Here is a 21,842-nt window from a genome sequence, read left to right on the forward strand (position 1 = left end):
CCGGCGTTGTCGAAACATGCTGTCGAGTCCCAGGTGTAAGAGCATCAAGCGACTCCACAGCACAAGGCGCCCGCCAGGGAGTACCTGACGGGCGCCTCGGGTGTTGCTGGTGCTCGGTGTCTTACTGGACGGTGATGCCGCGCTCGGCCAGCCAGGGCTGGGGGTCGAGCTTCTGGCCGCCGACGTTGACCTCGAAGTGCAGGTGCGGCCCGGTGGACTGGCCACGGTTACCGATCGTGGCGATCTGATCGCCGGCCTTGACCTGCTCACCGACACTCGCGGTGAAGGTCTCGACGTGGCCGTAGGTGGTGATGGTGCCGTCGGGTGCCTGGACGCGGACCCACTGGCCGAAGCCGGTGGCCGGCCCGGCGTTGATCACCGTGCCGTCGGTGGCCGAGACCACGGGGGTGCCGATGGGGCCGGCGATGTCGATACCGAAGTGGTTGGTGCCCCACCGGGCGCCGTAGCCGGAGGTGAAGGTGCCCTCGGCGGGCTTGACGAACTCCGGACGGTTGGCCTCCGCCTCCGCAGCCGCCTGCTCGGCGACCCGGGCGGAATGGGCCTGGGCCTCACCCGCGAGGGTGTGGAACTGCAGCGTGGGGGCGACGTCGTTGTACAGCGGGGCCATCGCCGCACCGGCGTCCTGCTCGGCCGTGACCCCACCATCAGCAGACGCGGGTGCGGGGGTCTCGGTGGCACCGGCCAGCAGCGGCTGACCGCCCAGCAGGAACGCACCGGCCAACACCGCCGACACAGCCGACTTACCAACCCTGGAGGAACGAACGAACGGGTTACGGGTACGCAGCGTCAAACCAAGCTCCAATACAACTCAAGGAAACAGAACACGGGGCGCCCTAGATGAAGGCCATCGAAAGTCGGCGATCCGACCTGCCCCATGTCCCACACGAAGAAGATGAAGAGGACTTGAAAGGGGCTCCGACACCGGCCGCTCGTGGGGGCCGCGTCGTGATGACCGGGCGTGACGTACAAGGCCAACCTAAGCGCCGCTCACCCAACGCCACCACCGGATGTGACCCGCACCGCCACCAGGCACAAACCAAGCCCGAAAACCTCGACAGAGCGTCACCACTCCCCGCCAGACCGCCGCCCGTGACGAGCAGACCTCGGAGCGATCGAGCGGAGATCGACAGAATTAGCGGGGCTGGGTATCAGGCCCAGGCACGAACCAGCTCGCGCCCAGCGCCCCGGCGGGTGCATCCAACCGCCCAGCGATCCAAGGCGGAGGCCCGTCCCCACGGGTCAGGCACGGGCTCAGGCAGCAGGGGGCCCGGCCCACGGTCAGCAGCCACATGGCGGCAAGAGAGACGGCCGCAGGCGCCCAAGCGGGGCCACCGCGTCCATAGGCGTCCAGGCGCTCTGCGCGGCCCGCGCTAGGCGAGCGGGAGCACCCGGCCCAGCCCGGCCGCCGGCAGCAGCTCACGACCCGTCTCAGGTCGCCAGCACCACTCGTCCCAGCTCAGCCGGAGTGGACAGCAACCCATGACGGGGCAGCACCCGGATCGTGTAGCCGGATGGGCCCGCGTGCGGCAGCGGGATGTCGACGCGGTACTCCACGCCGCCGACGTGGTCCATCGACCTGGTGACGACGTCGGAGAGTTCGCCCGCCTCGTCGGCCCGGCCGACCACGGCCTGCACGTCGACGTCCTCGGGGTTCAGCCCGCCCAGCTCGACCCTGGCCCACACGGCGGCGGCGGTGCCCAGCGAGGGGGCGGGTTCGCCGTCGGCTATCAGCGTGCTGTCGACGATCCTGATGTGCGGCCACGCCGCGTGCAGCCGCGCCCGGTAGGCGGCCAGTTCCTTCGCGCCCTGCTGCCCGTCGGCTCGCATCGCGGCCACCGCCCGCGCGGCGGGCAGATAACAGGTGTCGACGTATTCGCGCACCATGCGGGAGGCCTGCACCTTCGAGCCGAGATCGGCCAGGGTGTGCCGGACCATCGACATCCACCGTTGCGGCACGTCATCGGCGCCGCGCTCGTAGAACAGCGGCGCGACGGCGGTCTCCAGCAGGCCGTAGAGCGCCTGCGATTCGAGGTCGTCGCGGCGCACCGGGTCGCTCACGCCGTCGGCCGTCGGGATCGCCCAACCATTGCGGCCGTCGTAGAACTCGTCCCACCAGCCGTCGCGGATGGACAGGTTCAGCCCGCCGTTGAGCGCCGATTTCATGCCGGAGGTGCCGCAGGCCTCCAGCGGCCGCAGCGGGTTGTTCAGCCACACATCGCAGCCCCAGTAGAGGTAGCGGGCCATCGACATGTCGTAGTCGGGCAGGAAGACGATGCGGTGGCGGACGTCGGCCTCGTCGGCGAAGCGGACGATCTGCTGGATGAGCGCCTTGCCCCCGTCGTCGGCGGGGTGTGACTTGCCCGCCACCACCAGCTGCACCGGTCGCTGCGGGTCGAGCAGCAGCTTGCGCAGTCGATCCTGGTCGCGCAGCATCAGCGTCAGGCGCTTGTAGGTCGGTACCCGGCGGGCGAAACCGATGGTGAGGATGTCGGGGTCGAAGACCGAGTCGGTCCAGTCGAGTTCCAGTTCGGCGGCGCCGCGTTCGAGCCAGGCGGCGCGCACCCGGCGTCGAATCTCGTCGACGAGCCTGCCCCGCAGCGTGGTGCGCAACTCCCACAGCCGCGCGTCGCTGACGGGTTCGAAGCCGTGCGGGCCCGCACCGTGTTCCACGCCCTGTTCCGGGTCGCCCAGCAGGTCGATCATCTCGCGGGACGACCAGGTGGGCCCGTGCACGCCGTTGGTGACCGAGGTGATCGGCACCTCGCCGGAGTCGAAGCCGGGCCACAGGCCTCGGAACATCTTCCTGCTGACCTCGCCGTGCAGCGCGGAGACACCGTTGGCCCGCTGCGCCAGTCGTAGGCCCATGTTCGCCATGTTGAACATGTGGACGTTGTCCTCGGCACCCAGGCCCATGACCCGGTGGGTGGGCACGCCGGGTAGCAGGTCGGCCTCGGCACCGTCGCCGAAGTAGTGCCGGACGAGGTCGACGGGGAACCGGTCGATTCCTGCGGGCACCGGGGTGTGGGTGGTGAAGACCGTGCCCGCCCGCACCGAGGCCAGGGCCTGGTCGAAGTCCAGCGCGTCCGTGGTGATCAGTTCGCGGATCCGTTCGAGGCCGAGGAACCCGGCGTGGCCCTCGTTGGTGTGGAAGACCTCGGGTTGCGGCCTGCCGACGAGATCGCAGAAGGCCCGCATCGCCCGCACGCCGCCGATGCCCGCCAGGATCTCCTGTTTGATGCGGTGGTCCTGGTCGCCGCCGTAGAGGCGATCGGTGATGCCGCGCAGGTCCGGGTCGTTGCCGTCGACGTCGGAATCGAGCAGCAGCAACGGAATCCGGCCGACCTGGGCCCGCCAGATTCGGGCCCGCAGCACCCGGCCGCGCGGCATCCCGACGTGGACGAGGATCGGTGAGCCCGCCTGATCGGTGAGCAGGTCCAGTGGCAGGCCACGCGGGTCGATGACCGGGTAGTGCTCCAGCTGCCAGCCGTCTCGGGACAGGGACTGCCCGAAGTAGCCCGCTCGATAGAGCAGTCCGACGGCGACCAGGGGCAGGCCGAGGTCCGAGGCGGCCTTGAGGTGATCGCCCGCGAGGACGCCGAGGCCGCCCGAATAGTTGGGCAGTGCCTCGGTGACGCCGAATTCCATGGAGAAGTAGCCGATGCCGGTGGGCAGGCCGTCGGTCTGTTCGCCGCGCCGTTGATACCAGCGGTCCTCCGCGCAGTAACGATCGAGGTCGTCGCGGGCGGCCGCGACCTGGGCGAGGAAGTCCTCGTCCTCGGCAAGCCGATTCCATCGTTCGACGGAGACCTCGCCGAGCAGCCGCAGCGGGTCGCCCTTGACTCGCGCCCACGCCGCCGGGTCCACCGCCGCGAAGAGGTCCTGGGTCGGCGGATGCCAGGTCCACCGCAGGTTGGTGGCGAGGGTGCTCAGGGCCGCGAGTGCCTGAGGGAGCTGCGGGCGAACGGTGAAGCGGCGTACTGCTCTCACCGAGTGGACCTTACGGGACCTGCGTTAGCCAACCGGTGGCCGGACGCGGGGTGTCGCGTGGCGTCGATCCCGACCGCTCCCGAGGCGGAAACCGGTTTCCGAATCGGCTATATCAATCCGTTACCAACGGTGGTGTCTGACCGACATGCTCGCCGAACGGGGAGCTTCGCTGGTCACCCATCGGGGTTAATCCATCGCGCTGCGCTCGCTGGGTCCGCCGAATGGGGGAACGATGAGGCTTCCGATGCGCCTTGAAGTGGGGGAAATCTCGCCGAGCTGAGGAAGTAGAGAGATGGGACTTCGTTTCTTCGTGATCAGCGCGGTCGCCATGATCGCGTCCGCCATCGTGGGGATCCTCCTGGGGGCGGTGCTGTCCACGCTGCACGCGGACGTCCAGACCACCAATCGGTCACTCGACTCGATCCCCGGTTGGTCGGCCACGGAGTCCGTCGGACCCCCACACCACGAGGCCCCAGTCCGCGCAGGCTGACTCTCGATCCCCACGTACCCCGTGCTCTCGACCGACGGGCCGCACCGCCCGGCGACCATCCGACGGGCTACCGTCGGCGGCCATGAGCGAACAGACACGGCTGGCCGAGGGCGACGCGGCACCGGATTTCACCCTCACCGATTCCGAGGGCAACGAGGTCTCGCTACGGGATCACCTCGGCTCGACGGTGATCGTCTACTTCTACCCGGCGGCCAACACCCCCGGTTGCACCAAGCAGGCCTGCGACTTCCGCGACAACCTCGCCGACCTGAACGACGCGGGCCTGACGGTCCTGGGCATCTCCCCCGACCCCGTCGCCAAGCTGACGTCGTTCCGCGAGGAACACGGCCTGACCTTCCCGCTGCTGGCCGACCCGGACAAGACCGTGCTCACCCGCTGGGGTGCCTTCGGTGAGAAGAAGCTGTACGGCAAGACGGTCACCGGCGTGATCCGCTCCACCTTCGTCGTCGACAAGGAAGGCCGGATCGCCAAGGCGATGTACAACGTCAAGGCCACCGGTCACGTCGCCAAGCTGCGCCGCGACCTGAAGTTGGCCGACTGACCGGAGGCCCGGTCGCCGTCGAGCCGCCCCGGTGTCGCGCCCGGATCGGGCCTCGACACCGGGAACGGTCCGGTACTCAGCCGACCAGCGTCCGCAGCCGGGGCAGCAGCGCCCGCAGCGCCCGGCCCCGGTGCGAGGCGGCGTCCTTCTCCTGCGGGCTCAGCTCGGCGGAGGTCCGGGACTCGCCTGCAGGAAGGAAGATCGGGTCGTAGCCGAAGCCGTTCTCGCCCCGGGGCGCCCTGGCGATGCGACCCGGCCACTCGCCGCGCACGACGTACTCCGAGTCGGGGCCGTCACCGGGCAGCGCCAGCGCCGCCACGGCGACGAAGGCGGCCCCTCGCCGTTCCGAGGGCAGGTCGGCGAGCTGGGCGAGGACGAGGTCGAGGTTGGCCTGATCGTCGCCGTGGCCGCCGCTCCACCGGGCGGAGAGCACACCCGGCATCCCGTTCAGAGCCTCCACCGCCAGCCCGGAGTCGTCGGCCACGGTGGGCAGACCGCTGGCCTGCGCGCCCGCCCGCGCTTTGATCAGCGCGTTCTCCTCGAAGGTCGCGCCGGTCTCGGGCACCTCGGGGTACTCGGGGACGTCGCCGAGGCCGACGACCTCGATGCCCGCCACGCCCTCGGCCGCCAGGATGCGCCGCAGCTCGGCCAGCTTCTTCTCGTTGCGAGAGGCGACGAGCAGCCGCACCGTCTGGGCCGCCATCACTTCACCTTCGGCGGGAGTTCGCCCGGGTAGGGCGCGGCGAGCGCCTCGGCCTGCAGCTTGTTCAGGGTGCTGCACCCTTCGAGGGCCACGTCGAGCATCGCGTCGAGCGTGCTGCGGGCGAAGGTGCCGCCCTCGCCGGTGCCCTGCACCTCGATCAGGGTGCCCGCGTCGGTGGCGACCACGTTCATGTCGACCTCGGCGCGGGAGTCCTCCTCGTAGGGCAGGTCGAGGCGCACCTGCCCGTCGACCACGCCGACGCTGATCGCGGCCACCGCGCAGGACAACGGCTTCGGGTCGGCGAGCAGTCCGCCCGCGCCCAGCCAGGTCACCGCGTCGGCCAGTGCGATGTAGGCGCCGCTGATCGCGGCGGTCCTGGTGCCGCCGTCGGCCTGGATGACGTCGCAGTCCAGGGCGATGGTGTTCTCGCCGAGCGCGGAGAGATCGACGCAGGCCCGCAGCGAACGGCCGATCAACCTGCTGATCTCGTGGGTCCGACCGCCGACCCGGCCCTTCACCGACTCGCGACCCGACCGGGTGTGGGTGGCCGACGGGAGCATGGCGTACTCGGCCGTCACCCAGCCGAGCCCGGAGCCCGCTCGCCACCTGGGCACACCGGCCTGGACGCTGGCCGCGCACAGGACCTTGGTGCGGCCGAACTCGACCAACACCGATCCGGCTGGCCACTCCTGGAAGCCTCGGGTGAATCGGACATCTCTGAGGGCGTTGTTCTCACGACCGTCTGCACGTACCACGCGGTCACCCTACCCATCGACGGCGCTCGGCCGGTGCGGCGCGTCGAAGCGGGAAAGCCCCGTTCCAGCGGCTCGGGCTGCTACCCGTCACCCGTTCGGCAACCGATGGACCGGCCGGGATGCGAGCGGGGAACTAGCCTCCGTGAGCATGGCGGAGTTCACCCTGTTCCAGGACGGCGCGCGGGTGACCGAACAGCTCTCCGCGAGTGACCTCGTCGCCCGGCTCGCCGACTCGAACACCCGGAACTGGCTGGACCTGCCCGCCCCCGACGCCCAGCTGATCGACCGCATCGGCCAGGCACTGGGGCTGCACGAACTCGCGATCGAGGACGCCGGGCCGGAGCGACAGCGGCCGAAGCTGGACCGCTACGAGACGCATCTGTTCCTCACCGTGCATCGGGTGGTGCTCGACGAGCAGTTCGACCTGCTGCTCACCGAGCTGTCGATCTTCGTGACGCCGCATGCGGTGGTGACCGTGCACAAGGACCTCGGCCTGGACCCGACGACCGTGGCCAGACGTTGGCAGGCCGTGGACTCCGACCGAGGTCTGTCCTATCTGCTGTATGCGCTGCTGGACGCCATCGTGGACACCCATTTCGACGCCGCGCAGGACCTCGAGGACGAACTGGAGGAACTCGAGGACCTGCTGTTCGCCGAGCCCGCCCAACTACACGCCGTGCAACGCCGATCGCTGCGACTGCGCAAGAACCTGCTGCGGTTGAACCGGGTGGCCGCACCGATGCGCGAGGTGATGCTGGGGCTCATGCACCGCGACATCGGCGTGATCACCGAACGGGAGATGCCCTATTTCCAGGATGTCTACGACCACGTCCTGCGGGTGACCGAATGGGTCGAGGGCATGCGTGAACTGGCCTCTGGCGTGCGCGAGACGCAGCTGGCGCTACAGGGCAACCGGCTCAACGTGGTGATGAAGAAGGTCACGAGTTGGGCGGCGATCATCGCCGTCCCCACCGCGATCACCGGCTATTTCGGGCAGAACCTCCCCTACCCCGGCTACGACACCCAGGCCGGCCTGATCGCCTCCTACATCGCGCTGGTGGGCACGTCGGTCGGCCTGTTCCTGCTGTTCCGCCGTCGCGGCTGGCTCTGAGCGACCTCAGACCTCATGGCGGTGCCCCGCGACGGCCCGCAGCGTCGGACCGGCGAAGGCCTCGGCTGCCTCGCCCACCACCTCGTCGACGTCGAACCAGCTCGCGACATGGGTGACCAACAACCGCTGGGCACCGGCCGACTTGGCCAGCTCACCCGCCTGTTTCCCGGAGAGATGCAGGTCGGGGGTCGGGTTCGGGTGATCCGGCCAGGTGGCCTCCGCGAGCAGCAGATCGGCCCCGGCCGCCAGCTCGTCGAGTTCCGGGCACGGGCCGGTGTCGCCGGTATAGGCCAGCACCCGGTCCTCGTATCGGATGCGGAAGCCGTAGGCCTCGCAGGGATGGGTCACCGGGAACACGGTGACCTCGAAGGGACCGATTCGACGCGGTCCCGGCCGCAGGGGCTGGAAATCCAGCACATCGGAGAGGTCGGTCTCCGCGCGTTCGGCGGCCGAGGGCGCATAGGCCGCCCCGAGCCGGTCGGCCGCCTCCTGCGGCGCGTGCACCGGTAGCCGCCGCGCTCGCGTGTCGTAGGGCGGCCGGGGGTGGTAACGACGCAACACCGTCAACGCACTGACATCGGCGCAGTGATCGGGGTGCAGGTGCGAGAGCAGTAGGGCATCGAGCGTAAACGGATCCCGATGGCCCTGTAGCGCGGCGAGGGTTCCGTTGCCGAGATCGACGACGATGCTCGCCCCCGCCGCCTCGATCAGGTAGCCGGAGGCGGCGGCGCCTGGTCCGGGTGCGCTGCCGGAGCAGCCGAGAATGGTCAACAACACCGGTTCAGCCTGCCTGGCATGCCAGCGGGACGCCAGGGTGAAACGGGTGGTGAACCATGGCGTCCGGGTGGCTTCACCAGCCGAATCCCGGAAAACCGGAGCTGCGGGCGATGGCATCCGCAGGCAGCACGCTAGGCCGGCAGCAGGATTGTCAACGCAGGCCGACAACGATCTAGTCGGTAGGGAAGGACCGCTGCGCGAAGCACCGCGCACAGCCAGCCGACGGGGGTCGCGCCATGTTTCGTCCGCATCATGTGCTCTCGGTACTGATCTCCGGTAGCGCCGGGCTCTTCCTGGGGTTGGCCCGGCCGCCGTGGTGGGGCTGGGTACTGGCGGCGGTCATCGTCATTCCCAGCGTCTACTTCGTCGAGAAGATCGGCAACCGCCGAGGCTGGGGCTCGTAGGCCGCGTCCCGGGCGCACCTCGGATGGGCGGCCAAGGCGCTCACGCGAAATGCGAGCCGAGGAACCGCTGGGCCAACCGCTGAAACGAGGCCGGGTCGCCGGTCGCGGCGAACTCGCGGTCCGGGGGTTCGTCGGGAGCGGCCTCCCGGAAGAGGTCCTGCTCGGTGAGGACCCGCACCACGTCCTTGGCGGTCTCCTCCGCGCTGGAGACCAGTGTGACGTGCGGTCCCATCGCGATCTGGATGACGCCGGTCAGCAGCGGGTAGTGCGTGCAGCCGAGCACCACGGTGTCGACGTCGGCCGCCTGCAGCGGTTCGAGGTAGCCCTGGGCCAGTCCGAGCACCTGCCTGCCCGAGGTGATGCCGCGTTCGACGAAGTCGACGAATCGCGGGCAGGCCACCCCGTGCACCGTGACGTCGCGGGCGGCGGCGAAGGCATCGGGGTAGGCGCCGGATCGGATGGTGGCCGCCGTGCCGATCACGCCGATCCGTCCGGTCCTGGTGGTGGCGACCGCACGGCGCACGGCGGGCAGCACCACCTCGACCACCGGGACGGGATACCGCTCCCTGGCATCGCGCAGGCAGGCCGCCGAGGCGGTGTTGCAGGCGATGACCAGGATCTTCACCCCGTCGTCGACCAGACGGTCCGCGACGGCCAGGGCGTGCTCGCGCACCTCGTCGATCCGCAACGGCCCGTACGGGCTGTTCGCGGTGTCCCCGACATAACGCAGCCGCTCGCCGGGCAGCTGGTCGGCGATGGCGCGGGCGACGGTGAGGCCGCCCACGCCCGAGTCGAAGACGCCGATGGGTGCGTCGCGGTCCGGCATGGTCAGCTCAAACCGGGGGTCAACGACGGGCTGCTGGGCTGTGGTCGGGTGATGGACTTCGCCACCAGCCAGGCCGCCAACAGGCCACCGATCGCACCGAAGAGGTGGCCCTGCCAGGAGATACCGGGCTGGCCGGGCAGCACGCCCCAGAGGATTCCGCCGTAGAAGAAGCCCAGGACCAGCGACACCCCGATCTGCGGCAGGCTGCGGCTGAACACCCCTCGGATCAACAGGAAGGCCAACCAACCGAACACCACGCTGGAGGCACCGATGTGCACGGACCCGGGCCCGCCGGTGACCCACACACCCAGCCCCGCCACCAGCCAGATGACCGAGGTCACGGCGAACCATTGGCCGAGGCCACCCGACATGGCCAGAAATCCGAACAACAGGAACACCAAGGAATTACCCATGATGTGGGACCAGCTGCCGTGGAGCAACGGCGCCCACAACACGCCCATCAGACCCGATGGGTCCCAAGGCCGGATGCCGTGGACATTGAGTCCGGCGGGCGAGAGCGGGGTGGTCATCAGGATGTTGACCACATGCACTACCCACAGCAGCGCGGTGAAACTCGCCATGACGATCGCAGCCTGCTTCGGCTGCGGCGGCAGGACCCGCTTGGCAGGCGGGCGCGACGGCTTGACATGAGCAACGGGATCCACCTGACCGAGCCTACGCACGATCGATGAACGCGCATCGGGGTCCGCCCGGATAACAACCCCGATCATGGGCCGTAGATCGCTATTGGCTCCCCCGTCGTCAACAGCGAGAGGCAGTGCTGGTATCGATTGAGAGTGCACACAGAGACGAACTGCGAGGTGGCCGTAGCCGAGGCCGCCGACGTGGGCGCCTGTCCGACCTGGGATATCACGGCCGAATCGCTGCTCTGGGTCGATACTCCGAATGCCCGCGTGCACCGGTATCAGCCGATCACCGGGGACGACGCCACGATGGATCTCCCACAGCGGGTCGGCGCGGCCCGCCCCCGGGTTCGCGGGGGGCTGGTGGCCAACCTGCGCGAGGGCATCGCGCTGATCGACTCCGATGACACCCGGCGGTGGCTGGTCTTCTGGGGTCGTCCCGATGCCGAGCCGGGCACCGCCGCGGTGGATCCGGCGGGCCGGTTGTGGGCAGGTAGTCATATGAACACCGACACCCCACCATCGGACGACGCGACCGGGGTGTCCGGTCGGGGTTGGCTGGCCTCGGTGGAACAGGACGGGGCGGTGACGACCCCGGTGCGCCAGGCGGCGGAGATCACCGGGATGGCATGGAGCCCCGATCAGCGCTCGATGTATCTCATCGAGCGGGGCACCGGACGGATCGATGTCGTCGATGTCGAGCGGGACAGCGGTTCCTTCACCGGTCGCCGCACCCTGTGCGAGGTGACCGACGTCGCAGGCGAGCCCAGCGGGCTGTGCACCGATGCGGACGGCTGTCTCTGGGTGGCGATCCGGGGCGGCGCGGCGATCCACCGCTACACCCCCGAGGGCGTGTTGGATCAGCGATTCGCGCTGCCCGCCGCCCAGCCCACCGGGGCGTGCTTCGGCGGCTTCGGCTTCACCGACCTCTACATCACCACCGCACGGACCGGCGGCGACGCCGGGTCGGCGTTAGCACAGGACGGCTCGCTGCTGGTGATCCCCGACGTGGGCACCGGACTGCCGGACACCCTGTTCCTCGGCTGACGACCGGTTTCCTCAGCCGAGCGACAATGGGGGTCCTCGGCTGAGCGAGACGGTGTCGGGCCCGTCAGGCCCAGAGCTGCGTGTCGAGCCGCTCGGCGGCGTCCTCGATCTCGCCGGAGTACACGCCGGTCGAGAGGTACTTCCAGCCCGCGTCGGCCACCACGAACACCACGTCGGCACTGTGCCCGGCCCCGGCGGCCTTCTCCGCCACACCGAGTGCCGCGTGCAGGACCGCGCCCGTGGAGATCCCCGCGAAGATGCCCTCGGCGGAGAGCAGTTCCCTGGTCCGACGCAGCGCGTCGAAGGAGCCGACGGAGTAGCGGCCGGTCAGGACGTCGGGGTCGTACAGCTCGGGCACGAAGCCCTCGTCGAGATTGCGCAGTCCGTAGACCAGCTCGCCGTAGCGCGGCTCGGCGGCGATGACCTGGATGTCGGGCTTGTGCTCCCGCAGGTACCGACCGACTCCGACGAGGGTGCCGGTGGTTCCCAGGCCCGCCACGAAGTGCGTCACCTCCGGCAGGTCCCGCAGGATCTCCGGTCCGGTCCCCCGGTAGTGCGCGTCGACGTTGGCCGGGTTGCCGTACTGGTAGAGCATCACCCAGTCCGGGTGCTCCTCGGCCAGCTTCCTCGCGGTGGCCACCGCCTGGTTGGACCCGCCGGCAGCGGCCGAGAAGATGATCTCCGCGCCGTAGGCCTTCAACAGCTGCCTGCGTTCCACCGAGGTGTTCTCCGGCAGCACGCAGATCAACCGGTAGCCCTTGAGGCTCGCCGCCATCGCCAGCGCGATACCGGTGTTGCCGGAGGTGGGTTCCAACACGGTGTCGCCGGGGCGAAGCCTGCCGTCGCGTTCCGCCGCCTCGATCATCGCCAGCGCGGGGCGATCCTTGATCGAGCCGGTCGGATTACGGTCTTCCAACTTCGCCCAGAGGCGGACCGATGGCGCCGGTGACAGGTTCGGCAATCCGACCAGCGGGGTGTCGCCGAGTGCATCGAGCAGGGAGTCGTAGCGAGCCATCAGTCCGCCCTCGTTGGTCGATCAGCGCATTCCACCCGCGACCGCGGGCAGGATCGTGACGTTGTCGCCGTCCTTGAGGGCCGCACCGAGCCCACCGGAGAACCGGACGTCCTCGTCGTTGACGTAGACGTTGATGAAGCGGTGCAACACACCGTCCTTGACCAGGCGGCCCTTGAGGCCCGAGTAGCGACCGTCCAGGTCGTCGATGACCTCCTGCAGGGTGCTGCCCGAGGCGGGGACCGACTTCTCGCCCGAGGTGTGGGTGCGCAGGATGGTCGGGATGGACACGGTTACTGCCATGGTGGGACTCCTGTCGTTGCTATCGATGCGGAAGAAGGGTTCCAGCTCGAGATCCGAGGGGCCTGCCTACCGGGAGAGGCGGCCGCGCAAGAAGATCAGCGACAGTCGGGAACGTCGTCGGCGCCGGTGTGCGAGAACATGTAGGACTCGACTACCTCGACCGGTTCTTCGGTGATCTGACCATCGACGATCCGGAAGGAGCGGAACTCGTGCTCCTCGGGATGCCGGGTCGACACCAGTACGTAATGGGCATTGGGCTCGCCCGCATAGGACACGTCGGTACGCGACGGATACGCCTCGGTGGCCGTGTGGGAGTGATACACGACAACGGGAGCCTCGTCGGCCTCGTCCATCTCCCGCCAGACCCGCAGCTGTTCCTTGGAGTCGAATCGGTAGAAGGTGGGCGACCGCTCGATGTTGGTCATCTCGATGAGACGTTCCGGCCGGTCCGAGTGCTCGGGGCCCGCGATGACGCCACATGCCTCGTCGGGGTGATCCCGTCGAGCATGTGCGACCACCGCGTCCACCAGGTCGCGTCGGATCACCAGCACGCGGCCAATCCTACGTGTCACGTCCAGCACGTCCAGGGCTGCGCGTTGTGACGTCGACCGAAGAGCCGTGGCCGTCCCAACTGGTGGTCACGTCACGTCACCGCAGCGCGGACGGGTACCGGTCTCGGTAGCTGCGGACACCGGCGAGGCTCGTCGCGGCCAGCACTCCACGAACCACCGCCCTGGCGAACACCTCGGCGCCTGCCTGGACCAGGCCATCGAGCGCCACCATCCGCCGGGCGGGCTCGGCGAGGGACCGCCGCCCGGTGGCCAGGCCGAATATCGTGTCGCCGTCGAACATCGAGTGTGCGGGACGCACCGCCCTGGCGATGCCGTCGTGCGCCACGGCGGCCAGTCGATTGGCCTCCGTCTTGGTCAGATCCGCGTCGGTGGCGACCACCCCGATGACGGTGTTCAGCGGGCCGATGCCCCGCTCGGTCGCTTCCGGAGCCGACGCCACGTCCTGCGGGCTGGGCGACTGAAGGCCGAGAGCGGCCAGCTCGGCCGGGCCCGCCCAGGGCAGGCCGGTGGCGGGATCGATGACCTCGCCCACCGGGTTGACGGCCACGAGAGCGCCGAGCGTCGTGCCGTCGGGCAACACCGTGCTGGCCGTGCCGACGCCGCCCTTGAGCCTGCCTGCCCGCGCGCCGGTCCCGGAACCCACCGATCCCTCCAGCGGGCGGTCGGCGGCGGCGAGTTCGCAGGCGCGATAACCGAATTCGGCGTCCGGCCGGGAATCCCAGTCGCCGATGTCGAGGTCGAAGAGCACCGCCGAGGGCACGATGGGCACCACCCGCCCCGGCTCTGCGGACACCGGGAAGCCGTGCCCGCGCTCGGCCAACCACCGCATCACGCCATCGGCGGCGGCCAGCCCGAAGGCGCTGCCACCGGACAGGCAGATGCCCTGCACCTGGGGGACCATCGCGCCCGGCGCGAGCAGGTCGGTCTCCCTGGTGCCGGGGCCGCCGCCTCGGACGTCGACGCCGCCGACTGCGCCGTCAACAGCCAGCACCACCGAGCAGCCGGTGGCCCAACCCTCGGTGTCCCGGCCGTACTGGCCGACCAGCAACCCCTCGACGTCGGTGATCGCGTCCTGCGCTCCGGTGGGCCGGTCGGCTGCCATGGGCCTGCTCAGATGGTCAGGCCGTGGACGAGGGTGTCCTGCACGACCGTCAGCCAGTGGTACACGCTCAGGTGCGGCTGCCTCGGGTCGTCCTCCGGCAGTTCCTCCGGCATGTCGTCGGTGACCTCGAGCACCGTGCCCAGGGCGAGGCGCACGTCGTTCAACGCGGCCAGCCAGGCCGACGCCTGTTCGTCGTTCAGCCGGATCTTCCCGCCGTCGGGTGGGCAGGTCGCCAGGACCACGCCCGCCACCCCGGTCTTGAGGTCGACCACCTCGGGCTCGTGCAGCGAGCGCAGCGCGGCGGCGGAGTCCGCATCGGCCGCCGAGAGCTCCTCACCCTCCGGCGGGCGGTGGAAGTCGGGCAGCAGTCTGCGCAGTACCCGCTCGTCGGGGGCGGTGGTGTGCCCGGTGCGGATGCCGGTGAGTTCGGCCAGCTCGTCCTGCGGGGCCTCGTCCGCCCGCGCCGTCAGCATCTCGCGCAGCTGTCCGACCAAGCCGCGCAGGATGGCCGCCTCCTGCTGGGAGAACTCGGCGACGATCGCGTCTCCTCGACGCCACCAACCGTTCACGAGTCGCGCTGCATCGTGGCCCAGAGGCCTGCGGCGTGCAGTTTCGCCACGTCACCCTCGACCTTCTCTTTAGACCCGGAGGAGACCACCGCTCGACCCTTCTGATGGACGTCGAGCATCAGCTTGGTGGCCTTGTCGCGGTTGTAACCGAAAAGCTTCTGAAAGACGTAGGTCACATACGACATGAGATTGACCGGATCGTTCCAGACGATCGTCATCCAGGGCTTGTCCTCCGCGCCGAGCGACTCGGCGCTCGGGTCGACCTGGGTCTGTTCCAGTTCGACGGGCGTGCTCATACCCCTATGGTGACACGCCGGAGAATGGGATCGCGCGCATACCTATGCCCGCAGAGGCCAACACATCCATCGTGTAATGCGCAGGCAACGTAGGCTCTGGCCAATGAACACTGGGGTGGGGAATCGGAGCACCGGCCTGCTCACGGACCGTTATGAACTGACCATGCTGGCGAGTGCGCTGCGTGATGGCACTGCTGCTCGCAGGTGTTCCTTCGAGGTTTTCGCGCGGAATCTGCCGGGCGGACGTCGCTATGGCGTCGTCGCGGGTATCGGTCGGATGTTGGACGCACTGGCCGACTTCCGGTTCGGCAAAGCGGAACTCGACGCGCTGGAGGAGAACGGACTCGTCGACTCCGACACCCTTTCTTTCCTCGCCGACTATCGCTTTCAGGGCGAGATCGACGGTTATCCCGAGGGCGAGTTGTACTTCCCCGGTTCACCGATACTCTCGGTCACCTCGACCTTCGCCGACGCGGTTCTCCTGGAGACGCTCGTCCTGTCGGTGCTCAACCACGACTGCGCGGTGGCCTCGGCCGCGGCCAGGATGGCCAGCGCGGCCAACGGGCGCAGGCTGATCGAGATGGGTTCCCGCCGGACCCACGAGGAGGCGGCGGTGGCCGCCGCCCGCGCCGCCTATCTGGCCGGCTTCTCGGCGACGTCGAACCTGGAGGCGGGCAGGCGTTACGGGATTCCCACCGCAGGCACCTCGGCACATGCCTTCACCCTGCTGCACGACACCGAGGAGACGGCGTTCCGCACCCAGGTGGAGGTGCTTGGCGTCGGCACCACCCTGCTGGTGGACACCTACGACATCACCGAGGGCATCGCGACGGCGGTCCGGGTGGCCGGGCCGCAGCTGGGCGCCATCCGCATCGACTCCGGCGACGTCGGCGTGCTGGCCAGGCAGGCCCGCGAACAGCTGGACTCCCTGGGCGCGACCGGCACCCGGATCCTGGTCTCCGGCGACCTCGACGAATACGCCATCGCGACGCTGCGGGCCGACCCGGTGGACGGCTACGGCGTGGGCACCTCGGTGGTCACCGGTTCCGGCGCCCCGGCGGCGGGAATGGTCTACAAGCTCGTCGAGGTCGACGGGAAGCCGGTGGCCAAGCGCAGCCAGCACAAGACCTCGCGAGGTGGCCGCAAGGCCGCGTTGCGCAGGCATCGGGAGACCGGGACCGCCGTGGAGGAGGTCGTCTACCGGGTCGGCGAGGGCCATCCGGAGCCCGAACTCGGTCCGCACGATCAGAAGTTGCACATTCCGCTCTGGCGGGACGGCGCCAAGGCGCCGGGGGTGCCCGACCTCCAGCAGGGCCGGGAGCGGTTGCGGCAGGCACTGGTGAGCGTGCCGTGGGAGGGCCTGACGCTGTCGCGGGGCGAGCCCGCCCTGCCGACGACCTTCCTGCCCTAGTCGCTGAACCCTGGTGAACTACTCGGCGCCTGCCGCCGAGGCCACCAGGGTCTCGGCCACCGAACGGGCCCGGCGCGTCGCATCGGGAACGCTGCCGGTGGTCCTGGTGACCACCGCACCCTCGTGCAGCAGTAGGAGTGTCTCGGCGAGCGCAGCGGGCTCGGTTAGCCCGGCCGCCGTCGCGAGATCGGTCAGAAACCCCAGCAGCCAGCGCTTCTGTTCGAGCACCGCGGCGTGGCCGGGGTGCTGTGGCGAGGGCAGTTCGGCGAGGGCGTTGACGAAGCCGCAGCCGCGCGGGTCCTCCCGGTCCATCCATTCCTGGAGCACGTCGAAGCTGGCAGCCAGGGCGGTGCGCGGCGAGTCGGCGTGCTCGGCGAGCCCCTCGGTGAGGAAGGCACGCCAGCGCTGGTCCCGTTCGCGCAGGTAGCTGGCCACCAGGGCGTCCTTGGAGCCGAAGCAGGCGTACAGCGTCTTCTTGGTGACTCCGGCGGCGGCGGCCAGCGCGTCGACGCCGACGGCATGGATGCCCTCTCGATAGAAGAGGTCCGAGGCCGCGTCGAGCACGCGCCGACCGGCCGGTGTCAGCCGTTGTCCCTTACTCGTTCCCTGCGCCATTCCCGAAGTATACCGACCGGTGGGTTGACAGTCCGGTCCTCGCCATGCCGCCCTGGCATCCATACCGATCGGTATACCTAACTCAGGGAGGCTCTTTCCATGCGTGCTGTGCAGCTCACCGGCTTCGGCGGACCGGACCGACTGGTCTACCGCGAGGACGTCCCCGACCCCATGCCGGGTCCCGGCGAGGTCCGGGTCCGGGTCGGCGCCGCCGCGATCAACAACACCGACATCTGGACCCGCGAGGGCGCCTACGGCACGGCAGGCGATCCCACCGCCACGACGGGCTGGCGCCGGGAGCCACTGGTCTTCCCCCGCATTCAGGGCGCCGACATCGCGGGCCGCATCGACCAGGTCGGCCCCGGAGTCGACACCGCCCGGGTCGGCGAACGGGTCCTGATCGACCCGATGCTCTACGAGGGCGACGAGTCGGCCCTGGTGACCACCGACTATCTCGGTTCCGAGCGCGACGGCGGCTTCGCCGAGCTGGTCACCGTGCCCGCGAGCAACGCCCTTCCGGTGGACAGCCCACTGAGCGATGTCGAGTTGGCCTCCTTCCCGACCTCGTCCGTCACCGCGCTGCGGATGATCGATCGGGCGGCGGTGACCGACGCCGACACCGTGCTGATCACCGGCGCATCCGGGGGCGTCGGTGCAGCGGCGATCCAGCTCGTCAAGGCCAGGGGCGGCCGGGTGGTCGCCGTGGTCGGCGCAGGCAAGAAGCAGCAGGCGCTCGACCTCGGCGCCGACGCGGTGATCGTCCGAGGCCGCGCCGATCTCGACGAGGAGCTGTCCGCCCTCGACGTGACCGGCGCGGGCGGACAGGTGGACGTGGTGGTCGACGTCGTCGGCGGCGCGGCGTTCTCCGCGCTGCTGCGCAGCCTGCGCCCACTGGGCCGCTACGTCGTCGCGGGCGCCATCGCAGGCCCACTGGTCGAGACCGACCTCCGCACCGTCTACCTGCGGCAGCTGCAGATCATCGGTTCCTCCTTCGGCACCCACGCCCAATTCCGCACCCTGCTCGACCACATCGCCAGGGGCGAACTTCGGCCGCTGGTCGCCGGGACCTACCCGCTTCGGGAACTGCGCCGCGCCCAGGAGGACTTCGTCGCCAAGACGCATTTCGGCAAGCTCGTCGTGCTCCCGCAGGAGAACTGACACGGACGCATGGGACGAAATCGCCGCAGGAGAGGAATTCGGCCGCTTACGATCACGAAATGTCGTCGTTTCGCTACCCACCGAAGCCACGTCCGGGTGATCGAGTCGCCGTGGTGTCGCCCTCGGGCGGGCTGCCCGAAATCCTCCCGTTGCCGTACGAGACCGGGCTACGCAGGCTGCGTGAACAGTTCGGCCTGGTCCCGGTCGAGTACCGCACCACCCGCAGGTTGGCGGCGACGCCCGCCGAACGCGCGGCGGATCTCACCGCAGCCTTCGCGGACCCGAGCATCACGGCGATCATCGCCACGATCGGCGGCGACGACCAGATCACCGTGCTGCCACACCTGGACCCCGCGATCGTGCTGGCCAATCCGAAGCCCTTCTTCGGTTTCAGCGACTGCACGTGTCTGCTGGCCTGGCTGTGGAACCTCGGCATCGTCGGTTATCACGGCGGGGCGGTGATGACACAGTTCGGCAGGCCTGGTTCCCTGCACCCGGTCACCGAGGAATCCCTACAGGCGGCCCTGTTCCGACCGGGCGATCACGCCCTCGCGCCCGCAACCTCCTATGGGGACATCGACCTGCCGTGGGACGACCCGGCGAGCTTCACGACCGAACCGCCCTCGCAGCCCGCTTCCGGGTGGCAATGGCACAACGCCGACCGGGTCGTGACGGGGCCTGCCTGGGGCGGCAACCTGGAGATCCTCTCCTGGTTGCTGATGGCCGACCAATCGATTCCGGACCCGCAGCGCCTCGCGGGCGGGGTGCTGTTCCTGGAGACCTCCGAGGAGCTGCCCAGCGCCCAGGAAGTCTATTGGATCCTGCGCAACATGGGCGAACGCGGCTTGCTCGCGCTGTTCCCCGCCGTACTGGTCGGCCGGGCGAAGGCGTGGTCGTTGACCCGACGGACCAGTCCCGACGAGCGGGCGCAGTACCTCGCCGAACAGCAGGCCGCGTTCCGCCGGGCGCTGGGCGAGTACGCGCCCGACGCCATGGTGGTCTTCGATGTGGATCTCGGACATACCGATCCGCAGGTGGTCATCCCCTATGGCGGCACCGTGCGGGTGGACGGCCCGGCGCGCTCCATCGTCGTGACCTACTGAACTGCCGACGCCCCGCCGTCTTTCGACGAACATGATCCGGGTAGGCCGACTACGCTGGTCGGGAGCCGATTCGAGGGGTGGGGCATGGCCAGAGCTCTGATCGTGGTTGATGTGCAGAACGACTTCTGCGAGGGCGGATCGCTCGGGGTGGCGGGCGGCAGCTCCGTCGCCGGGGCCATCTCCCGACACATCGCGGGTTCGCGGTACGACCACGTGGTCGCCACCCGCGATTACCACATCGACCCCGGCGGTCACTTCTCCGACGAACCGGACTTCGTCGACTCCTGGCCGGTGCACTGCGTCGCGGGGACCGCCGGATCGTCCTTCCATTCAGAGCTCGACGTCGCCGCCATCGATGCGGTGTTCTCCAAGGGCGCTCACGCGGCGGCCTACTCGGGTTTCGAGGGCGTCGACCCCGATGGCCGCACGTTGATCGCCTGGCTGCGGGAACGCTCCGTCGACGCGGTCGAGGTGGTGGGACTGGCCACCGACCACTGTGTTCGGGCCACCGCGCTGGACGCGCACGACGAGGGGCTGCACACGACGGTCCTGCTCGATCTCACGGCGGGTGTCTCGCCGACGACCATCGGCTCCGCGATCGAGCAGCTTCGGGGCGCCGGAGTCGGCCTCGTCGGGGCACCGGTCGGCTACTCGGGCTGAGTCGGCCGCGTCCGGCAACCGCTGCGGGCCCCGATATCGGGCCGGCAGCCGGGTGAAACCCAGCTCAAAGCGCGATCGAACCGGACGTGTCCGTCGCCACAGGGGTATGGCCAGACCGGGGTGCCCTACTAGGGTCGGGAATCGATCTGTCCAATGCCTGGTCAGTCGCTGGGAGGTTCACGTGTCCACTGCCGCCACGTCCGCATCGATCGCTCGGCAGCGAGTACTCGCTGATCTGGTGCCGGGTGCACTGGTCCGAGACCTCGCTCTCGTCGCCGCAGGCGCGGCACTGATCGGGCTCAGCGCTCAGGTCGTGCTGCCGATCCCCGGCACCCCCGTTCCCTTCACCGGTCAGACCTTCGGCGTGCTGCTGGTGGGTTCCGTGCTCGGTTGGCAGCGCGGTGCGCTGACCATGCTGCTGTACCTGGCGGTCGGCGCCGCCGGTATGCCCTGGTTCCAGGGCGGCACGGCAGGCCTCAGCGGCGCGACCGTCGGCTACCTGCTCGGTATGGTGCTGGCCGCGACCGTGGTCGGCGCGCTCGCGAGCCGGGGCGGCGACCGGACGGTGCTGCGCACCACCGGAACGATGCTGGTGGGCAACCTGATCATCTATGCCGTCGGCGTCCCCGGGATGATGATCTCCCTGGGGATGAGCCTGCCCACCGCCTTGGCGACGGGTGTGGTGCCGTTCCTGATCGGCGACGCCATCAAGATCGCGCTGGCCGCTGGGGTACTGCCCGCGAGCTGGTCGCTGGTCAACCGCTTCCAGCGCTGACGACGCCGGAACACCACGCAACGCCGAAGGGCGGGCCACCCGAAAGATTTGGGTCGCCCGCCCTTCGGGGTTGTTGATCACAGCGAGTACGGTCCGGGAACATGTCTACCGCGCGCTCCCTCGCAGCCGCCGCCCGTGAAGCCGCCCTCGCCCATCTCGCCCGCCTCGACGCGGCAACGGATCTGGTCGTTGCCTGCCATGTGACCGGCTCCGCCGTCCTCGACGACTATCACCCCGGCCGCTCCGACCTGGATCTGCTCATCGAGATCTCCAGGCAGCCCACCGAATCCGACCTCGAAGTACTCAACGAGGCACACCAGGGACTCGGAGCCTCCGTCCAGGCGACCTACCTGCCCCAGGGCGGACTCGCGGGCACCCCGGACGAGGCGGGCACCGGGCCGTGGGCCGCCGAGGGCGAACTGCACGTCGACGACCGGTCCTGGCAGCTGCACCCGGTGACCTGGCTGGAACTCGCCCGTTACGGGGTCACCGTGCTCGGTGACACTCCCCCGACGGTCGCCGACCCGGCGGCGGTCACCGAGTTCTGCCGGACGAACCTCCGGGAGTACTGGGCTCCGCTGCTCGACCAGGCCGAGGCCCTGATCGGCGGCCGCGAGCCGACCGAGCCCGCCGTGCCGGAAGCGGTCATCTGGTTGGCCTTCGGTCCGCCGAGGCTGCTGCACACCATCCGCACCGGCGACGTGATCAGCAAAACCGAGGCGGGCAGGCTCGCCGCCGCCGAATGGGCGGACCTCGCCGAACCCCTGCTCGAACTCGTCGCCGCCCGCTCGGGAACGCCGATCTCGGTGACCGTCGCCCATGGCCAGGCCGTCCTCGAATGCGGTAGGCGGGTCCTGGCCGCGCTCTGACGCGGCAGGCCACGACGCGTTCCGTGCCGACGAGATCACGCCGCTCGGCTGTCGGCGACACCGCAGCCAT

25 protein-coding genes are annotated in these 21,842 nt (G+C 69.6%); 11 read left to right on the forward strand and 14 right to left on the reverse strand.

Annotation, left to right across the window (positions count from 1 at the left end):
- Nucleotides 1–121 precede the first annotated feature (121 nt).
- Both BKA25_RS20670 and glgP read right to left on the reverse strand, forming a co-directional pair.
- The gene (locus BKA25_RS20670; protein WP_236750279.1) at nucleotides 122–811 is read right to left on the reverse strand and encodes a M23 family metallopeptidase; all 690 of its coding nucleotides are present in this window, start codon (nucleotides 809–811) and stop codon (nucleotides 122–124) included.
- Nucleotides 812–1,449: 638 nt separating this feature from the next.
- Nucleotides 1,450–4,008 (reverse strand): alpha-glucan family phosphorylase, encoded by a 2,559-nt coding sequence (gene glgP, locus BKA25_RS20675; RefSeq protein ID WP_069847376.1) that lies wholly within the window; start codon nucleotides 4,006–4,008, stop codon nucleotides 1,450–1,452.
- Nucleotides 4,009–4,300: 292 nt separating this feature from the next.
- Here glgP and BKA25_RS20680 point away from each other — a divergent pair, with 292 nt between their 5' ends.
- Together BKA25_RS20680 and bcp are read left to right on the forward strand one after the other, a co-directional pair.
- Nucleotides 4,301–4,498 (forward strand): hypothetical protein, encoded by a 198-nt coding sequence (locus BKA25_RS20680; RefSeq protein WP_069847374.1) that lies wholly within the window; start codon nucleotides 4,301–4,303, stop codon nucleotides 4,496–4,498.
- A gap of 82 nt (nucleotides 4,499–4,580) precedes the next feature.
- Nucleotides 4,581–5,060 carry a thioredoxin-dependent thiol peroxidase gene (gene bcp, locus BKA25_RS20685; RefSeq protein ID WP_069847372.1) on the forward strand — a complete coding sequence of 160 codons (480 nt, stop codon included), beginning with the start codon at nucleotides 4,581–4,583 and terminating at the stop codon, nucleotides 5,058–5,060.
- 76 nt (nucleotides 5,061–5,136) lie between these two features.
- On the opposite strand, the gene rdgB is transcribed toward bcp, so the two are convergent.
- Nucleotides 5,137–5,763: an RdgB/HAM1 family non-canonical purine NTP pyrophosphatase gene (gene rdgB, locus BKA25_RS20690; RefSeq protein WP_069847370.1), complete on the reverse strand. Its 627-nt coding sequence runs from the start codon at nucleotides 5,761–5,763 to the stop codon at nucleotides 5,137–5,139.
- A complete protein-coding gene (rph, locus tag BKA25_RS20695; protein ID WP_069847368.1) occupies nucleotides 5,763–6,518 on the reverse strand; it encodes a ribonuclease PH in 756 nt (251 codons plus the stop codon). The genes rdgB and rph overlap by 1 nt, the downstream gene beginning before the upstream one ends.
- A gap of 148 nt (nucleotides 6,519–6,666) precedes the next feature.
- Here rph and BKA25_RS20700 point away from each other — a divergent pair, with 148 nt between their 5' ends.
- Complete coding sequence (locus BKA25_RS20700) at nucleotides 6,667–7,629, forward strand: magnesium transporter CorA family protein (RefSeq protein ID WP_157420977.1); 963 nt, start codon at nucleotides 6,667–6,669, stop codon at nucleotides 7,627–7,629.
- Nucleotides 7,630–7,635: 6 nt separating this feature from the next.
- On the opposite strand, the gene BKA25_RS20705 is transcribed toward BKA25_RS20700, so the two are convergent.
- The gene (locus tag BKA25_RS20705) at nucleotides 7,636–8,406 is read right to left on the reverse strand and encodes an MBL fold metallo-hydrolase (protein ID WP_069853347.1); all 771 of its coding nucleotides are present in this window, start codon (nucleotides 8,404–8,406) and stop codon (nucleotides 7,636–7,638) included.
- A gap of 236 nt (nucleotides 8,407–8,642) precedes the next feature.
- On the opposite strand from BKA25_RS20705, the gene BKA25_RS20710 reads away from it, so the two are divergent.
- Nucleotides 8,643–8,810 (forward strand): hypothetical protein, encoded by a 168-nt coding sequence (locus BKA25_RS20710; RefSeq protein WP_157420976.1) that lies wholly within the window; start codon nucleotides 8,643–8,645, stop codon nucleotides 8,808–8,810.
- Nucleotides 8,811–8,850: 40 nt separating this feature from the next.
- Here the strand turns inward: BKA25_RS20710 and murI are convergent, their stop codons facing one another.
- The gene (gene murI / locus BKA25_RS20715) at nucleotides 8,851–9,636 is read right to left on the reverse strand and encodes a glutamate racemase (RefSeq protein WP_069847366.1); all 786 of its coding nucleotides are present in this window, start codon (nucleotides 9,634–9,636) and stop codon (nucleotides 8,851–8,853) included.
- Nucleotides 9,637–9,638: 2 nt separating this feature from the next.
- Complete coding sequence (locus tag BKA25_RS20720; RefSeq protein ID WP_069847364.1) at nucleotides 9,639–10,301, reverse strand: rhomboid family intramembrane serine protease; 663 nt, start codon at nucleotides 10,299–10,301, stop codon at nucleotides 9,639–9,641.
- Nucleotides 10,302–10,433: 132 nt separating this feature from the next.
- Here BKA25_RS20720 and BKA25_RS20725 point away from each other — a divergent pair, with 132 nt between their 5' ends.
- A complete protein-coding gene (locus tag BKA25_RS20725; protein ID WP_069847362.1) occupies nucleotides 10,434–11,327 on the forward strand; it encodes an SMP-30/gluconolactonase/LRE family protein in 894 nt (297 codons plus the stop codon).
- A 64-nt stretch (nucleotides 11,328–11,391) separates the two neighbouring features.
- On the opposite strand, the gene BKA25_RS20730 is transcribed toward BKA25_RS20725, so the two are convergent.
- From BKA25_RS20730 to clpS, 6 genes are all read right to left on the reverse strand, one after another.
- Nucleotides 11,392–12,342, reverse strand: coding sequence for a PLP-dependent cysteine synthase family protein (locus tag BKA25_RS20730; RefSeq protein WP_069847361.1), 951 nt, complete (start codon nucleotides 12,340–12,342; stop codon nucleotides 11,392–11,394).
- A 21-nt stretch (nucleotides 12,343–12,363) separates the two neighbouring features.
- A complete protein-coding gene (locus tag BKA25_RS20735) occupies nucleotides 12,364–12,642 on the reverse strand; it encodes a MoaD/ThiS family protein (protein WP_069847359.1) in 279 nt (92 codons plus the stop codon).
- 95 nt (nucleotides 12,643–12,737) lie between these two features.
- Entirely contained in the window at nucleotides 12,738–13,193 is a 456-nt protein-coding gene (locus BKA25_RS20740; RefSeq protein WP_069853346.1) for a M67 family metallopeptidase, read from the reverse strand.
- A gap of 97 nt (nucleotides 13,194–13,290) precedes the next feature.
- Nucleotides 13,291–14,316 carry a P1 family peptidase gene (locus BKA25_RS20745; protein WP_069847357.1) on the reverse strand — a complete coding sequence of 342 codons (1,026 nt, stop codon included), beginning with the start codon at nucleotides 14,314–14,316 and terminating at the stop codon, nucleotides 13,291–13,293.
- An 8-nt stretch (nucleotides 14,317–14,324) separates the two neighbouring features.
- Entirely contained in the window at nucleotides 14,325–14,885 is a 561-nt protein-coding gene (locus tag BKA25_RS20750; protein WP_069847355.1) for a DUF2017 domain-containing protein, read from the reverse strand.
- Complete coding sequence (clpS, locus tag BKA25_RS20755; RefSeq protein ID WP_069847353.1) at nucleotides 14,882–15,181, reverse strand: ATP-dependent Clp protease adapter ClpS; 300 nt, start codon at nucleotides 15,179–15,181, stop codon at nucleotides 14,882–14,884. The genes BKA25_RS20750 and clpS overlap by 4 nt, the downstream gene beginning before the upstream one ends.
- Before the next feature lie 103 nt (nucleotides 15,182–15,284).
- Here clpS and BKA25_RS20760 point away from each other — a divergent pair, with 103 nt between their 5' ends.
- The gene (locus tag BKA25_RS20760) at nucleotides 15,285–16,592 is read left to right on the forward strand and encodes a nicotinate phosphoribosyltransferase (RefSeq protein WP_069847351.1); all 1,308 of its coding nucleotides are present in this window, start codon (nucleotides 15,285–15,287) and stop codon (nucleotides 16,590–16,592) included.
- Between the two features lie 18 nt (nucleotides 16,593–16,610).
- On the opposite strand, the gene BKA25_RS20765 is transcribed toward BKA25_RS20760, so the two are convergent.
- Nucleotides 16,611–17,207 (reverse strand): TetR/AcrR family transcriptional regulator, encoded by a 597-nt coding sequence (locus BKA25_RS20765; protein ID WP_069847349.1) that lies wholly within the window; start codon nucleotides 17,205–17,207, stop codon nucleotides 16,611–16,613.
- 99 nt (nucleotides 17,208–17,306) lie between these two features.
- Here BKA25_RS20765 and BKA25_RS20770 point away from each other — a divergent pair, with 99 nt between their 5' ends.
- The 5 genes from BKA25_RS20770 (at nucleotide 17,307) to BKA25_RS20790 (ending at nucleotide 21,772) form a co-directional block, all read left to right on the forward strand.
- On the forward strand, nucleotides 17,307–18,365 hold the full coding sequence (locus BKA25_RS20770; protein ID WP_069847347.1) for a zinc-binding dehydrogenase: 1,059 nt from the start codon (nucleotides 17,307–17,309) through the stop codon (nucleotides 18,363–18,365).
- A gap of 59 nt (nucleotides 18,366–18,424) precedes the next feature.
- Nucleotides 18,425–19,468 carry a S66 family peptidase gene (locus BKA25_RS20775; protein WP_069847345.1) on the forward strand — a complete coding sequence of 348 codons (1,044 nt, stop codon included), beginning with the start codon at nucleotides 18,425–18,427 and terminating at the stop codon, nucleotides 19,466–19,468.
- Nucleotides 19,469–19,552: 84 nt separating this feature from the next.
- Nucleotides 19,553–20,128 carry a nicotinamidase gene (locus BKA25_RS20780; RefSeq protein ID WP_069847343.1) on the forward strand — a complete coding sequence of 192 codons (576 nt, stop codon included), beginning with the start codon at nucleotides 19,553–19,555 and terminating at the stop codon, nucleotides 20,126–20,128.
- A 181-nt stretch (nucleotides 20,129–20,309) separates the two neighbouring features.
- The gene (locus BKA25_RS20785; RefSeq protein WP_069847341.1) at nucleotides 20,310–20,903 is read left to right on the forward strand and encodes a biotin transporter BioY; all 594 of its coding nucleotides are present in this window, start codon (nucleotides 20,310–20,312) and stop codon (nucleotides 20,901–20,903) included.
- A gap of 101 nt (nucleotides 20,904–21,004) precedes the next feature.
- Entirely contained in the window at nucleotides 21,005–21,772 is a 768-nt protein-coding gene (locus BKA25_RS20790) for a hypothetical protein (protein WP_157420975.1), read from the forward strand.
- Nucleotides 21,773–21,842: the final 70 nt, after the last annotated feature.

The organism is Actinoalloteichus hymeniacidonis (genome assembly GCF_014203365.1).
Classification (GTDB): domain Bacteria; phylum Actinomycetota; class Actinomycetes; order Mycobacteriales; family Pseudonocardiaceae; genus Actinoalloteichus_A; species Actinoalloteichus_A hymeniacidonis.